The organism is Bifidobacterium merycicum DSM 6492, assembly GCF_900129045.1.
GTDB classification, from domain to species: Bacteria; Actinomycetota; Actinomycetes; order Actinomycetales; family Bifidobacteriaceae; genus Bifidobacterium; species Bifidobacterium merycicum.
Genome location: NZ_FQTX01000001.1, coordinates 389084 through 403860 on the forward strand (window position 1 = coordinate 389084; position 14777 = coordinate 403860).

Genomic DNA, 14777 nt, shown 5'->3' on the forward strand with positions numbered 1-14777 from the left:
AGAAAAATGGCGTTTGGGCGGGTAGGCTACTATGCTGAAGCGCATGCTTGAAGAGAGTGAAGAGCGCGAACAGATGCCCGAGGCCATTCGGGAACGATTACGTTCACTGGAAGGCGCACGAGGCTCCATCGTTGTCGTCGGCTCCATGAACGCTGATTACACGGTTGCGGCGAAGCACTTGCCGGCACCGGGTGAGACGGTCAGCGGCGGCAGCCTCAAGATCCTGCCTGGCGGCAAGGGCTCCAATCAGGCGTCCGCGGCGGCGCGTCTCGGCGCACAGGTGTGCATGCTGGGTGCCGTGGGCGAAGACGATAACGCGAACTTCCTGCTGCGTAAGTTGGATGAGGCCGGTGTCGACACCGCCGAGATCCTGCATGAGGAAGGTGTGAGCGGTACCACCATCATCACCGTGGATCCGGAAGGCAAGAACACCATCGTGTATTCGCCGGGTTCGAACGCGAAGGTCAGTGCGGGGTACGTGCAGTCGCATCAGGACGTGATCTCCGAGGCCAAGGTGCTGGGCCTGTGCCTGGAAAGCCCTTTGGCCACGGTCATCGCGGCGGCGCAGACCGGTCATGAGGCCGGTGTCACGGTGCTGCTCAACGATTCGCCGTTCATCGACGAATTGCCCCATGAGCTTATCGAAGCAGTGGATATTCTGCTGGTCAGCCAGCATGAGGTGGCCCAGTTGCTGGGCATGCCGGATGAAGACGTCTCCACCATCGACTGGTTCGACGCGGTGTCCCGTTTCGAGGATTACGGTTTCGACCGCGTGGTGGTCACGCTCGGCGCATCCGGTTCGATTGTGATTGAGAACGGCAACTGGCATCGTGTGTCTGCGGTGCAGGTCAAGTCCGTGGATGCCACCGGCTGCATTGATTCCTTCATGGGAACCGTGCTCGCCGGATTGGCGGCTGGCTATACGCTGCTGCAGTCCGCGCAGATGGGTTCCTATGTCTCCGCATATGCGGCCACCAAGCTGGGCGCGCAGTCCGCGTACGGCTCCGCGACCGAAGTGATCAACTACTTCAGCGACGGCGAGTAGCCGATTCGTCCCCATACAGACAAGCGGGGTCTCCCATCGGAAGGTGGAAGACCCCGCTTGTCGTTCAGGCACGCAGACGGCGTGCGACTACCCGGCGAAGGAGATGGGGGAGTCCAGCTCGGTTCCCGAGCCGTCGCGGCGCATGTCCGGTTCAGGCAGCTCCACCGGCGAACCTGTCTCGGTGGAGGCATGCACCGGGTAATCGCCCACCCAGGCGAAGATCAGCGTGTTCTGCCCCTTGAGGAATCGCTGCGAGCGTACACCGCCGGTGGCACGCCCCTTGGTCGGGTACATTTCGAACGGGGTCACCTTGGCTGCGCCGTTTTCGGTTCCCGGCAGCGCGTCGGAATCGCCGGCCACGGTAAGCACCACGGCGCCGGACGCCGAAGTCAGTCCGTTATCGCCTTCCTCATAGGTCCATGCGACCTTGTCGGCTGCGACTACATTGAATGTGGCAACCTTGCAGCCTTCCGCAAGCTTGATGCCCGCCATGCCTCCGGCCGTGCGGCCCTGCGGGCGTACATTCTTCGCCTCGAAGGTCAGTAGCGAGGAATCCGTGGAGATGAACACCAGTCGATCCTCGTCGCGGGCGATTGCGGCGAATACGATCTCATCGCCGTCCTTCAGGTCGATTACCGACCAGGAATCCATGGTGGTCGGGGCTTCGCGGTTCCAGCGTTTCACCACGCCCGCGCGCGTGCCGATGGCCAATGGCGGCAATGCCTGCGGCTCGGTCGTGTCGCTATCCGTCGCGTCATCGGAATGCTTTTTCGAAACGGGCTCCATGGCGATTGCGGTGACGACATGCTCGCCGCGGATCGGGTCGGTGCTTTCCGTCTGCCCGATCAGCTCATCCGCCTTCACCCCGCTGCTCAGACTGAGCGTGTTCGTAGCGGGTACGACCGGCAGATCGGCCACCTGCGCGAGCACCAGCCGTCCGGCCGATGTGATCAGCGCATAGGTGGCGCGTGTGGTGGTGCAGAAGATGGAGACGATCTGGTCGTCGGTGGCACGTTCACCGGAAACGGAACGTGACCGGAACATGCTCAGTGCTTCCGGCGTGGCCCGTGCGATCAGTCCGGTGGCGCTCATCATCACCGTGCAGGGCTCGTCTTCGATTTCCAAAGCCATGCTTTGCTCGCCGGCCTTCTTCGCCGCCGCCACATCCGCAGCGGCGGATGACACCGTGTTAGCGGATTTGACGGCTTCGAGCGCCGAAGCGGAGACGCCGGTCATGCCTTCGGCCACAACCGGGGCGAGGTTGCCTTCGGCGTCGGTGTCCAGCAGCACGGTGCGGCGCGGCGTTCCGTATTCGGCCACGGCCCCGTCCATCTCATCGACCACGACCCGGTCGAGCGCCTTGTCGGACGCCAGGATGCGCTCGAGTTCCTCGATGCGTTTGTGCAGATCATCGCGTTCGGATTCCAGTTCGATGCGGCTCATCTTGGTCAGTCTGCGCAGACGCAGGTCGAGAATATACTGCGCCTGGATGTCGTCCAGGTCGAATACGGCCATCAACCGTGTTTTGGCGGCATCCGCGTTTTCGGAGGAGCGGATGACCTGGATCACCTCATCGATGTCGATCAGCGCCAGCAACAGCCCCTCGACCAGATGCAGTCGCTCCAGTGCCTTCGTCCGGCGGAATTCGCTGCGACGCCTGATCACTACACGTCGGTGGTCGATCCACACCTGGAGCATCTCCTTAAGCCCCATGGTGTGCGGGCGCCCATTGACCAACGCCACGTTGTTCATGGCGAAATTATCCTGCAACGGGGTGTGCTTGAGCAGCTGCACGAGCACGGCGTGCGGGTCGAAACCGGTTTTCAGCTCGATCACCAAACGGGTGCCGTTATGGCGGTCGCTCAGGTCGATCGCGCCGGAAATGCCTTCGAGCTTATGATTCTTCACGCCTTCGGAGATGCGTTCGAGCACCTTCTCCGGACCCACCATGTAGGGCAGTTCGGTCACCACGATGGCTTGTTTGCGTGCGGTCACATGTTCGATATGCGTGGTGGCGCGAGTGGAAAGCGTGCCGCGTCCGGAAGCGTATGCCTCGCGGATGCCGTCGCGTCCGATGATCATGCCGCCGGTCGGCCAATCCGGGCCGGGCACGTAGCGCATCAGCTCCTCAAGCGTGGCGTCCGGGTGCACCATCAGATACTTCGCGGCGTTCACGACCTCGCCGAGATTATGCGTGGCGAGGTTCGTGGCCATGCCCACGGCGATGCCGGAGCCGCCGTTGACCAGCAGGTTCGGGATGGCGGCTGGAAGTACGGTGGGTTCTTTGAGCTTGTTGTCGTAGTTTGGTGTGAAGTCGACGGTGTCCTCGTCGATATCGGCGTTCATGCCGAGCGCCGCGGGAGCGAGTCGGGCTTCGGTGTAACGGGATGCCGCCGGGCCGTCGTCCAGCGAGCCGAAATTGCCGTGACCGTCCACGAGCGGCAGTCTCATGGCGAACGGCTGTGCCAGTCGGACCATGGCTTCGTAGATGGCTGAATCGCCGTGCGGGTGGAGCTTGCCCATCACTTCTCCCACTACGCGCGCCGACTTCATGTACGGACGGTCCGGGTTCAGGTTCATCTGGCCCATCTGGTAGACGATGCGCCGCTGTACGGGCTTCATGCCATCGCGGGCATCGGGGAGTGCACGAGCGTAGATCACGGAGTACGCGTATTCGAGGAATGATTTGCTCATCTCCTCATTCAACGGCGTCTCGACGATGTTCTCTTTCACTGTGCGCGGATCGTATGCCGGCGCGGCTGCCTTACGATGTGATGCCATGGGACTCCTTGGAATTTGCAAACTCGCTCCATTTTAGCGTCTTCACCGCCGCCGCGGTTTGCCGCCTGTATATCGTCCGCATATCGTTCGATGACGCCGGATATCATTCGACAGAACGATGGATACCGTTGTCATGCGGCATACAATCGAAAAACGTGATGCCGCGGGATGATGCTGCGGATTTCGTGCCAAGCCGCGGGGCGTTGTTTCGTACGTAGTTGGTTACGGTGTATATGGCCATCACGAAAGGAAAGAGAAGCAATGCTCAATCAGCCTTGGCTGAAACCTGTCATGGAATGCTCGCTGGTAAGCGGGGCATTGCCATGGACGTTCTGGATACTCACCATAGCCGGGATGATCGCGGTGCTGGCGTTCCTCATCAGGGGAGGGAATCGTAGGCAGGTGATCGTCACGCTGATCGCCACGGTGGTGAGCGGCGGCTTGGGATATCTGCTGACTTGGCTGTGCTCCGACGTGTTCGTGGTGTTCGGCGTCGAAATGGGAGCCAAGGTGATTCGCGCCGTGGCGATCGGTTTCGCGGCGCTGGCGCTGCTCATCTGCGGTGTGGTGTTCCTACGCAAGTGGAAGCGCGTCGTGGCATCCGTGGCCGTCGTCGTGGCGCTGTTCGCCACCTGCATCCATGTGGATGCGATCTACGAGGAGTTCCCGACCGTCGGCAGCCTGTTCGGTTACACGGGGTATTCGAAACTGTCCGCATCCAAATTGCATAAGAGCACGATGAGTGTCAAGGAGTGGAAGAAACTCGCCGCCGAAGGCAAGAAGCCAACGACCCCGAAGGAAGGACGCATCTACAACATATCCATTCCCGCCACGGAATCCGGGTTCAAGGTCCGCGACGCCATGGTCTACCTGCCGCCTGCCGCATTGAGCGCCAATCCACCCAAACTGCCGGTCATGGAACTCATGGCCGGGCAGCCGGGCAGTCCGGGGCGTTTCTTCCAAGCCAGCCATATCAAGGGCATGCTCGACGAATACGCGTCCAAGCATGACGGGCTGGCGCCGATCGTGATCTCCCCGGACCAGAACGGGTCGAACTCCAATAACAGCCTGTGCGCCGACACATCGCAGGGCAAGGCGGAAACCTATCTCACCCGGGACGTGGTCGACTGGGTGAAGGAGAACCTGCCCGTGTCCAATCAACGGTGGGCCATCGGCGGCTTCTCACAGGGCGGGACCTGCGCCACGCAGCTGGGGCCGAGGCATCCGAAGCAATACTCGTTGATCATGGCGGTCGGCGGCGAACTGCAACCGACCAGCGGCAGCGTCGAGCACATGGTCTCCGAGTATTTCAACGGGAACCAGAGCGCCTATGACAGTCAGATCCCGGCCAACGCCATCAAGGAGCATGCGCCCAGCGATCAGGTCATGATCCTCGGATCAGGCGCCCTTGACCACCAGTCGCTTACCAATCTGGAAACCAACGCGCAGGCCGGTATCCAGGCGGGCATGACGGTCGTCAAGATCAAGGTGCCCGACACCGCCCATGACTGGCATGCGGTGCAGGCGGTGCTCAAGCCGACCATCGACCGGTTCGCCGACATGAGCGGACTGGGAAAAATGACGAAAACCTTTAATGAATATGAATCAGTGGAGGTATTGCCGTGAGCGGTGAAACCAAGGAAGAAAAGAAACCAAGGCCCGCAACGCCTTGGACCATGCTGTGGGATGACGCCAAGCGATGGAACAAGAACCATAATTTCGCCACCATCACGACGGCGGCGTTCGTGGCGATCAACATCGTCCTGTGGATCATTCTGGCGTGTTTCGGCCATAGGCTGCCGTTGCGTTACCTCAACACCACCATCGCCGACTTCAACATCGGCAAGTTGCTGGTTTCGCTGGTACTGACCCGCGGCGTGCTGCAAATGCTCGGCGGCGCGTTGCTGATCATCTTCGTGCTGACCGTCGCCGAATCACGCATGGGTGTTATGCGCACCATCGTGGTGTCGCTGGTGAGTGCCCTCGGTGGTCTGGTCGTCGGCATCGGCCTGTGCTACGGCATCGGCCTGGCCTATCAGGATGTTGGATTCATCACCCGACAGCAGTTCACGCTCAGCCCGGTGGTGCTGGTCATCGGCGCGCTCATGGCGGCCAGCGCCTACAGTGATACCCTGATGCGCCGTCGTATCAGACTGCTTGGTTACATCGCCATCCTCGTGGTGTTGCTGTATGGCGGCAATCCCGGTGACTATTGTGTGCTCGCCGCCGCCCTGATCGGTCAGATCATCGGTCGCGTGTGCGCCGGAGCGCCCAAGCGCAGGTCGTTCCTAGCCAAGGGTGGAACCGAGGCATCCAAGGGTATGCATCCGTGGCAGTTCAGTTCCGTGTTGGAAAGCCGTCGAATCTTCGGTGCGATCTCGGCCATCATGGCCTTGGGCCCGCTCACCGCGATCACCTCGCCCAACCATGCCGGCCCGTTGAGCACGCTCGGCCTGCTGATGAGCCCCGATTACGTCGATAATGTCTCGCTCGCCGATTGCCTGGCGAACAACACCAAGCAGGGCTGCTTCCTCCAGTTCGATCTGCTGCGCGTCTCCATGCCCGGTGGCGTGCTGCGCTCCCTGCTGCCCACCGCGGTGATGCTGGTGCTCGCGTGGGGCGTATACCGTGGCCGTCGTTTCGCGGCGATCGGCACCGTGGCCGTCGACATCCTGCAGGTGTTCGTCGCGGTGGTCTACTACCTGTTCATCCCGATGACGTTCTCCGATGGCGGTTTCTCCTCTTTGGCGCGTCATGGTGCGATGTTCGCCTGCATCACCACCGCGTTGCCGTCGTTGCTGCTTGCGGTCGCGTTGATCATGTCGATGAACCACTTCAACATTGCGATCGGCTGGCAGCGTCTGGCGCATGGCCTGAGCGCCATGGCCATCGCGTTCCTCGCCTGCGCGGGTCTGTTCCTCATCTACGGCATGGCCCATCCGGACTCCTTCAAGCCCACGGTCACCATGGAAAGCCTGCTCGGCGAATTGCCTAGCCGTTTCCTGCCCATCGGTTTCCTGCACTTCTCCGGGCTGAGTTTCGAACCGAAGACCCTGATCGCGTCCGTGGTGTTCCAAGGTGTCGGCCTGGTGTTCTGGCTGATCGTGCTCGTGGTGATGCTGCGTTGGATGAAGGACGCCATCCAGGAGAACGAAGCCGTCCGCGAACGCACCGGCCGTCTGGTCGAGCTCGACGGCGAATCCATGAGCTTCATGGCCACGTGGGAGGGCAACCAGTATTGGCTGTCGCCGTCCAAGCGTTCCGCGGTGGCGTACCGTGTCGTCAACGGCATCGCGCTGACCTGTACCGGTCCGTTCGGCGATCCCGCCGAGTGGGAAAGCGATTTGAAGGAGTTCTCCTCCTTCTGCGCCAAGCAGTCGCTGATCCCCGTGTTCTACAGCGTGCATCGCGGGCAGCGTGACTTCCTGCTCAAGTCCGGCTGGCATTCCATCGAGGTCGGCGGCGAAATGGTGGTCGATCCGCGTAGCTGGAAGACCACCGGCAAGAAGTGGCAGGACATCCGCACGGCCATCAACAAGGCCAAGCGTGAAGGCATCACCGACGTGTACTCCAGTTTCGCCGACGCGCCGTTCGACGTGCGTGAGCAGATCGAGGACATTTCCGACGAATGGACGTCCGGCAAGGCGCTGCCTGAAATGAAGTTCACCCTCGGTGGCGTGGAGGAGCTGCGCGATCCCCGCGTCAAGCTGCTGTACGCCATCGACGCGGACGGTCGCGTGCTCGGCGTCACCAGCTGGATGCCGACATGGCGCGATGGCCGTCTGGTCGGTTGGACGTTGGACTTCATGCGTCATCGCACCGACAGCCCGAACGGCATCATGGAGTTCCTCATCGCCCGTATGGCCCAGCGTCTGCATGACGAGGGCGAGGCCGATCCGCAGAACGCCGTCGAGTTCATGAGCCTGTCCGCGGCGCCGCTCGCCGGCATGAATCCGGAGCGCGACAACACCGATGAGAACGGCAACACCAGTGAAGGCATGGTCATCCTGCAGCATGGCCTGCAGCTGGTCGCCAACCTTATGGAACCGGCGTATGGCTTCCGTTCGCTGTTCAACTTCAAGCGCAAGTTCCAGCCCGCCGAAGAGCCCGTATACGTGTGCTACCGCGATTCGGCGAAGCTCGCGCAGATCGGTTTGGCTGTGGTGCGCGCCTACGTGCCGACCGTCACCGTGAAGCAGGCCGTGGGCATGGTGAAGCCCCTCGGCAACGGCCGCAAGTGATGCCATGAGGCTCCGGAACCGGGCGTGGAAACGCTTCGGCCCGGAGCCTTCGGTTTGAATCGATCGCTCACCCCTCAACCGGTCCGGCAACGGAATCCCGGTTGGGGGGTGAGGTTTAGGATAGGGACATCATGGAAATGCCGGAAAGAAAAGAACTGCTGGGGCTGGTGCCCACGGCGACGTATGGTGATCACCTGCCGCAGGAGGGGGAGCGCGGGGGAGCGTTGCACCTGTCTTCCATCCTGCCGGCCTTGTCCAGCGCCATCGGGCATCCCGTGCCCACGGCTGTGCATGGCGACCCGAAGAGCTTGCAGCGCGCGTTGGGATTCCCCGACGTGCGTTCCGCCATCGTGGTGCTGGTGGATGGTCTTGGCTTCTGGAATCTCACCGACCGCATCGGGCACGCGCCGTACTTGCGCTCGCTGCTGAGGGACGAGGCGAACCGCCGCCCCATCTCCACTTGCGCTCCCAGCACCACCACGGCGGCCATGGGCACGTTCGGCACGGGCACCTGCCCGGGGTTGACGGCCATGGCCGGGTATACGCAGTTCGTGCCTGCACTGGACAGGCTCATCCAGCTCATCCAGTTCAAGGATCCGCTCGCGCCGAAGATGAATGGTCCTCTCGCGCCCATCATCGATCCGCATGATCTGCAGCGCCAGCCCACCGTGTTTGAGACGCTGAGCGCTCAAGGGGTGCGTGTCACGAGTTCCGGGCTGGCGAAATTCAAGGGGTCGCCGTTGAGCGAGGCGGCATTGCGCGGAAGCGAGTACATCGCCAACGTCACGCCGCGCGAACGGGTCAGGGCGGCCGCCGGTGCCGCGCGCAAGCCGGGATTGTCGTATCTGTACATTCGTGACGCGGACAAGGTCGGTCACAGCAGCGGCTGGGACAGCGATAAATGGATCGCCGCGTTCGAGCATATCGACGCTCAACTGGCATTGCTGGCCAGGGAGGCTCCGAAGGGCACGCTGATCGTGATCACCGCCGACCATGGCATGGTGAACGCCGATCCGGCCAAACGTATCGACATCGCAGGCGAACCGGCATTGCAGCGGGGTGTCCGCTTCGTGGGCGGAGAACCGCGTGCGGTGATGCTGTATGCGGAGGATGATCCGGAGGCCGTGGCGGGTAGATGGCGTGATTTCCTGGGCGATAGGGCGTTGGTCCGTACCAAGACGCAGGCGATGGCCGATGGTTTGTTCGGCATGGTGAGCGAACGCGTGGCGCCGATGCTCGGCGACGTGATCGTGCAGGCTGCCGATGAGGTCACGATCGTCGATTCGCGCACCCAGGCGGATAAGGCCACGCGCCTGCTCAGCGTGCATGGATCGCAGACCATGATGGAAATGGACATCCCCTGCATTGTGGATGTGGCCTGATCACGCCGATACGGCGGCTCTGACGGGCTTGGAAACAGTGAACGGCCTTCCCGGTGAGGACCACCGGAAGGCCGTTCTGTATGGGCGTGTGGGAAGGCGTTTGCCGCCTATCGATCATTCGCCGAAGAGGATCTCGTCCCAACTGGGTACCGCGGAACGACCGGAACGGCGCTTCGCCCGCACCGTCTTGGCCACGCGCGGCGTTTCATCCGTATCCGTCGCGTCCTGCGCGGCGACGGCCTGCTCGGACGTGATGCTGCGGGTCTCCGGTGTGTTCGGATCGCCTTGGGGCTGGTCGGTGGATTGGCTTTGCGCGTCATCGGACTGCGGCTGACCGTCGTCGCCGTTGCTGTTGTTGCCTTCCGCGTTCTGGGTATCGGCGACGTTCGTATCCGTGTTCGCGCCGGTGCCGCCGGCGTTTTCGGCGTGCTCATCGGGGGAGTCTCCCCGCTCGTCGCCATTCGCGGCATCACCCTCATCGCCGCCGTTCCGGGAACCATCCGTCTCGTTGTGCTCGTTCGCCATGGCCTCGGCGGTCTGCGCGGTGTATGCCACGGTGTCCACCGCGAGACGCTGCGTGCCGTTCACCCGCTCGGTGATCAGCGGAATCGTGGGCGAAGGGGAATCCCCATCCGCGGTGTGCGCGGATGCCGTGTCGTCCAACGGAACCGTCTCATCGAAGATGATGTTGGGGGAACGGTCGACGATGCGATGCTCCTCCATGATCCGCTTCGCGATGTCGTTAAGGCTCACCACGGAATTGTCATGCATATTCCAAGTCCATTCGGCGCGCATCTGTTCGCCGGAAATCATGAAATCGGCGAAGATATGCCACGGCTCATGCCCACGGCGCGTCGCGCTCCAGGCGAGCGTGTCACGTTCGATATGCGACTCGCTGATGGCGATCGCGATCAGATCCTCCACCGTGTGCGCACGGCTCTCCTTCGGGGCCGGAACGCGTTTGAACTGTTCGATGGCGTACTGCTTCTCGGTCTGCACCGAGGAGGAGAACCGTCGGACCAGCGCCTCGTTGAGGTTGTACTGCTCGGCCACCTCCGAAGGGGTGAAACCGGCGCGAATCAGCTGCTGGATCTTCGAAATCGGCAGCGTGTCGTGGGTCTGGGGTTGCTGTTGTCCCGACGCTTCCAAGCGAATCTGCTTGGCTTCAAGGATGGCTCGCTCCAGTTTTTCGTCCACCGTGACGAGGAACTTCTCGCCGCCCGCGACGAATACCAGGTCACCTGCGTCGGAGACATGGTCCAGTCGGGCGCCCCGAGGCGAATTATCAGCCATGCGCACACCACTTTCCGCTAAAACTTATGCACTTCTTTAAGTATGCCCCACGTGTCGAACTTTACGAGTATTTCTTTTCGTGTATCCTCTACGGGAGTAGACCCGACACCGAGTGCGTGTCGCTTGGACCGAAGAAAGGAAATGTGATGGCTCAGGATTACGATTTCCCCCGCAATAAGGACGAGGACGAGGAATCGCTGCAGGCCTTGGGCAAAAGCTCGCAGAACTCCGCGAGCGATCTTGATGACGACGAGAACGCCATCGCCGAGGATTACGAGCTGCCCGGCGCCGATCTGAGCAACGAGGACTCCTCCGTGACGGTGATTCCGATGCAGGGTGACGAGTTCATCTGCTCCGAATGCTTCCTGGTGAAGCATCGCAGCCAGCTCGACCACACCACCGAGGATGGTCCCGTCTGCAAGGAATGCGCCGCCTGATGTCGTTCGACGAAACCTACAACGAGCCGGAGAACACCGAGGTTCTCATCAAGGCCGTGAACGAAGGTCAACCGGCGGAACTGGTGCAGTTGCACTATGCGCACGCCGGGGACGCCGGCGCCGACCTGAGAGCCGCCGAGTCATTCGACCTGAAACCGTTCGAGCGAAGACTGGTACCCACCGGCGTCGCCATCGCGCTGCCGGCCGGATACGTGGCTTTGGTGCATCCCCGCAGCGGTTTGGCCGTCAAGCAGGGCATCACGGTGCTCAATGCGCCCGGAACCATCGACGCGGGCTACCGTGGCGAAATCAAGGTTCCGCTGATCAACCTCGATCCGGAACACACCGCGCATTTCGAGATCGGCGACCGTATCGCGCAGCTGGTCATCCAGCGGTACGTGGAAGCCAGATTCATTCCGGCCGAGACATTGCCGGGATCGGATCGCGCGGAACAGGGCTTCGGATCCACCGGAATCAAAGCATGACGCATCGGCTTGCCCGCCGCTCGAAAGCGGGTCGGCGGGCAAGCGGTGATAACGTGGAGACATTCGCGTGTAATACCGCAAGCGATGGAGAGGCAAGTATGGCAGACGACGACATGGAGTTCGATTCCGCGAGAAAACTGGGCTGCGAGGTCAGCTCCGACCCCGTAAACCCGTTGCTGCCCATCATGCAGGCGTGCATGGTGCATCACCCCGGCGAGGACATGACGATCCTCGAACGCGCCTACAAGCGAGCGGTCATCCAACATTCCTCGCAGCGGCGCAAATCCGGCGAGCCGTACATCATCCATCCGCTTGCGGTCGCGCAGATCCTCGCCGATCTGGGTATGGGACCGCGCGTGGTCGCGGCCGGACTGCTGCATGACACCGTCGAAGACACCGATTACACGCTTGACGAATGCCGCGCCGAATTCGGCGACACCGTCACCGGTTTGGTGGATGGCGTGACCAAGCTTTCCAAGATGGAATACGGTGATTCCGCGCAGGCGGAAACCATTCGCAAAATGGTCGTGGCCATGAGCCGTGACGTGCGCGTGCTGGTCGTCAAGCTCGCCGACCGTGTGCACAATGCCCGCACCTGGCGCTATGTCAAAACCGCCAGCGCCGTCAAGAAGGCTCACGAGACGCTCGACGTGTACGCGCCGTTGGCCAATCGTCTCGGTATGAACGCCATCAAAACCGAGCTTGAGGAACTGAGCTTCAAAACCATCTACCCGAAGATCTACAACGAGATCGTGGTGCTCGTGGCCCGCCGCGCCGGGCAGCGCGACGTGTATCTCAAGCAGATACTCGCCGAGATCAATGAGGATCTGGACGAGCAGAACATCAAGGCGTATGTGACGGGACGCCCGAAGGACTATTTCTCCATCTATCAGAAGATGATCGTGCGCGGGCATGATTTCGCCAACATCTACGATTTGGTGGGCGTGCGCATCATCGTCGATTCGATTCAGGACTGCTACGCGGCCTTGGGCGCCGTGCATGCGCGGTGGAGCCCGGTTCCGGGGCGTTTCAAGGATTACATCGCCATGCCGAAGCTCAATATGTACCAGAGCCTGCACACCACGGTGGTGGGTCCTGGCGGCAAGCCGGTGGAGATTCAGATCCGCACGTGGGACATGCACAGGCGGGCCGAATTCGGCATCGCCGCGCATTGGAAGTACAAGGAGAACGGTCAGGCGGGCCGTGCGCTGAGCTCGCCGGACAGCTCCGACCGTAAGCGCGGCGAAAGCCAGGACATCAGCGAAGCCGATAACCTCAAATGGATCCAGCAGCTGGCCGATTGGACCAGCGAAACGCCGGACTCCAACGAATTCCTCGGCTCCCTCAAGGAAGACCTCGGTTCGGCCGAAGTGTACGTGTTCACGCCGAAGGGCAAGATCGTTTCCTTGCCCGCGCAGGCCACGCCGGTCGACTTCGCGTACGCCGTGCACACCGAAGTGGGTCACCGCACCATGGGTGCCCGTGTCAACGGACGTTTGGTGCCGCTCGACACCAAGCTTGAGAACGGCGATACGGTCGAGATCCTGACGTCGAAGTCCGACACCGCCGGCCCGTCGCGCGACTGGCTGAGCTTTGCCAAAAGCCCGAAGGCGCGCAACAAGATCCGTCAATGGTTCAGCAAGGAACGCCGTTCCGAAGCCATCGAGGAGGGGCGTGACGAGCTGACGCGCGCCATGCGCAAGCGTAATCTGCCGATTAACGCGCTGCTCACCACGGAGGCGCTGGTCGGTGTTGCCGACGAACTCAACTTCCCGAACGCGGATGGTCTATTCGCGGCCATCGGCGACGGTCAGATCTCCACGCAGAACGTCATCTCGCACTTGGTCAAGGACGCCGGTGCCGACGAAGTCGACGAGGAGATCGAGCAGGAGGTCCTGCCGCTCAAGCCGGTCGAACGCCGTGCCAAGCGTACAAGCTCCAGCGGTGTGTCCGTCAAGGGCGTGGGTGACGTGTGGGTCAAGCTCGCCCGTTGCTGCATGCCGGTGCCGGGGGATAAGATCGTCGGATTCATCACGCGCAACCAGGGTGTTTCCGTGCATCGCGCCGACTGCCAGAACATGATTGATTTGAAGAAGCGTCAGCCGGAACGCGTGGTCGAAGTCGAATGGACCAGCACGCAGGGCGTGTTCATGGTCAAGATCCAAGTGGAGGCGCTTGACAGGCGCAACCTGCTGTCTGACGTGACCCGCGTGCTCTCCGACCATGGCGTGAACATCATCTCCGGTTCGATCTCCACCGGTTCTGACCGTGTGGCCACCAGCCAGTTCAGCTTCGAAATGGCTGACCCGCAACATCTGAACACGCTGCTCGCCGCCGTGCGCAAGATCGAAGGCGTGTTCGACGTGTACCGTCTCACCGGTGCCAAGGAGTCCGCCGAGCCGCGCATGCGCAAGATGAAGTAGCGACATGTTGCTGCATATGGAAAAGCGACCCTATTGAGGGTCGCTTTTCCATATGGTCATATGCCTTCGATCAGGCGGTGCGAATCACTTCACCACTTCGACGGAGACGATGCCCACCGGTTCGGTCGGGCGGTCCATGCGATCGGTGGAGACGGCTTCGAGCTTGTCGACCACGGCCTTGGACTCGTCATCGGCGACCTCACCGAAGATGGTGTGGTGGCCGTCCAGCCACGGGGTCGGCACGGTGGTGATGAAGAACTGGGAGCCGTTGGTGCCGTGGATCTGGCCGTCGCGGCCGCGACGCAGTCCGGCGTTCGCCATGGCCAGCAGGTACGGGTGGTCGAACTTCAGGCTCGGGTCGATTTCGTCGTCGAACTCGTAGCCGGGGCCGCCGGTACCGGTGCCCAGCGGGCAACCGCCTTGAATCATGAAGTCCTTAATGATGCGGTGGAAGGTAAGGCCGTTGTAGAACGGATCGTTGGAAGGCTGGCCGCTCATCGGGTCGAGCCACTGCTTTTCGCCGGTGGCGAGACCGAGGAAGTTAGCCACGGTGTTCGGGGCCTTATCGTCGAACAGGTTGATTCTGATGTCACCTTCGGAGGTGCGCATGATAACTGTAGTCATGTCTTCAGATTCTTCCATGCCTTCGGGACTGTTTTGGCCGACCTGCGTCGTGGAGGCACCTAAAGG

The 14777-nt window shown here is 61.8% G+C and carries 10 protein-coding genes; 7 read left to right on the forward strand and 3 right to left on the reverse strand.

Annotated elements, in window-relative coordinates; genetic code table 11:
* Positions 1 to 73 precede the first annotated feature (73 nt).
* Entirely contained in the window at positions 74 to 1045 is a 972-nt protein-coding gene (locus tag BUB29_RS01550) for a ribokinase (protein WP_107315360.1), read from the forward strand.
* 87 nt (positions 1046 to 1132) lie between these two features.
* Here the strand turns inward: BUB29_RS01550 and BUB29_RS01555 are convergent, their stop codons facing one another.
* Positions 1133 to 3826 carry a DNA gyrase/topoisomerase IV subunit A gene (locus BUB29_RS01555; RefSeq protein WP_033522959.1) on the reverse strand — a complete coding sequence of 898 codons (2694 nt, stop codon included), beginning with the start codon at positions 3824 to 3826 and terminating at the stop codon, positions 1133 to 1135.
* Between the two features lie 261 nt (positions 3827 to 4087).
* Here BUB29_RS01555 and BUB29_RS01560 point away from each other — a divergent pair, with 261 nt between their 5' ends.
* From BUB29_RS01560 to BUB29_RS01570, 3 genes are all read left to right on the forward strand, one after another.
* A complete protein-coding gene (locus BUB29_RS01560) occupies positions 4088 to 5452 on the forward strand; it encodes an alpha/beta hydrolase (protein ID WP_033522958.1) in 1365 nt (454 codons plus the stop codon).
* Positions 5453 to 5502: 50 nt separating this feature from the next.
* Entirely contained in the window at positions 5503 to 8067 is a 2565-nt protein-coding gene (locus BUB29_RS01565) for a bifunctional lysylphosphatidylglycerol flippase/synthetase MprF (protein ID WP_081888409.1), read from the forward strand.
* A gap of 131 nt (positions 8068 to 8198) precedes the next feature.
* Complete coding sequence (locus tag BUB29_RS01570) at positions 8199 to 9449, forward strand: alkaline phosphatase family protein (protein WP_033522957.1); 1251 nt, start codon at positions 8199 to 8201, stop codon at positions 9447 to 9449.
* Positions 9450 to 9563: 114 nt separating this feature from the next.
* Here the strand turns inward: BUB29_RS01570 and sepH are convergent, their stop codons facing one another.
* Entirely contained in the window at positions 9564 to 10742 is a 1179-nt protein-coding gene (gene sepH / locus BUB29_RS01575) for a septation protein SepH (RefSeq protein ID WP_034249690.1), read from the reverse strand.
* Positions 10743 to 10888: 146 nt separating this feature from the next.
* Here sepH and BUB29_RS01580 point away from each other — a divergent pair, with 146 nt between their 5' ends.
* From BUB29_RS01580 to BUB29_RS01590, 3 genes are all read left to right on the forward strand, one after another.
* On the forward strand, positions 10889 to 11179 hold the full coding sequence (locus BUB29_RS01580; RefSeq protein ID WP_033522956.1) for a DUF4193 domain-containing protein: 291 nt from the start codon (positions 10889 to 10891) through the stop codon (positions 11177 to 11179).
* Complete coding sequence (gene dut, locus BUB29_RS01585; RefSeq protein WP_033522955.1) at positions 11179 to 11664, forward strand: dUTP diphosphatase; 486 nt, start codon at positions 11179 to 11181, stop codon at positions 11662 to 11664. Before BUB29_RS01580 ends, dut begins: the two co-directional genes overlap by 1 nt.
* A 98-nt stretch (positions 11665 to 11762) precedes the next feature.
* Positions 11763 to 14087, forward strand: a complete 2325-nt coding sequence (locus tag BUB29_RS01590) for a RelA/SpoT family protein (RefSeq protein ID WP_033522954.1) — start codon at positions 11763 to 11765, stop codon at positions 14085 to 14087.
* A gap of 84 nt (positions 14088 to 14171) precedes the next feature.
* Here the strand turns inward: BUB29_RS01590 and BUB29_RS01595 are convergent, their stop codons facing one another.
* Positions 14172 to 14711, reverse strand: coding sequence for a peptidylprolyl isomerase (locus BUB29_RS01595; protein ID WP_033522953.1), 540 nt, complete (start codon positions 14709 to 14711; stop codon positions 14172 to 14174).
* Positions 14712 to 14777: the final 66 nt, after the last annotated feature.

Excerpts from the sequence above, each read along its gene's own strand:
- BUB29_RS01580 (WP_033522956.1), top strand. The coding sequence starts at position 10,889 with ATGGCTCAGGATTACGATTTCCCCCGCAATAAGGACGAGGACGAGGAA.
- BUB29_RS01560 (WP_033522958.1), top strand. The coding sequence starts at position 4,088 with ATGCTCAATCAGCCTTGGCTGAAACCTGTCATGGAATGCTCGCTGGTA.
- BUB29_RS01590 (WP_033522954.1), top strand. The coding sequence starts at position 11,763 with ATGGCAGACGACGACATGGAGTTCGATTCCGCGAGAAAACTGGGCTGC.
- sepH (WP_034249690.1), bottom strand. The coding sequence starts at position 10,742 with ATGGCTGATAATTCGCCTCGGGGCGCCCGACTGGACCATGTCTCCGAC.
- dut (WP_033522955.1), top strand. The coding sequence starts at position 11,179 with ATGTCGTTCGACGAAACCTACAACGAGCCGGAGAACACCGAGGTTCTC.
- BUB29_RS01555 (WP_033522959.1), bottom strand. The coding sequence starts at position 3,826 with ATGGCATCACATCGTAAGGCAGCCGCGCCGGCATACGATCCGCGCACA.
- BUB29_RS01565 (WP_081888409.1), top strand. The coding sequence starts at position 5,503 with ATGCTGTGGGATGACGCCAAGCGATGGAACAAGAACCATAATTTCGCC.
- BUB29_RS01570 (WP_033522957.1), top strand. The coding sequence starts at position 8,199 with ATGGAAATGCCGGAAAGAAAAGAACTGCTGGGGCTGGTGCCCACGGCG.
- BUB29_RS01550 (WP_107315360.1), top strand. The coding sequence starts at position 74 with ATGCCCGAGGCCATTCGGGAACGATTACGTTCACTGGAAGGCGCACGA.
- BUB29_RS01595 (WP_033522953.1), bottom strand. The coding sequence starts at position 14,711 with ATGACTACAGTTATCATGCGCACCTCCGAAGGTGACATCAGAATCAAC.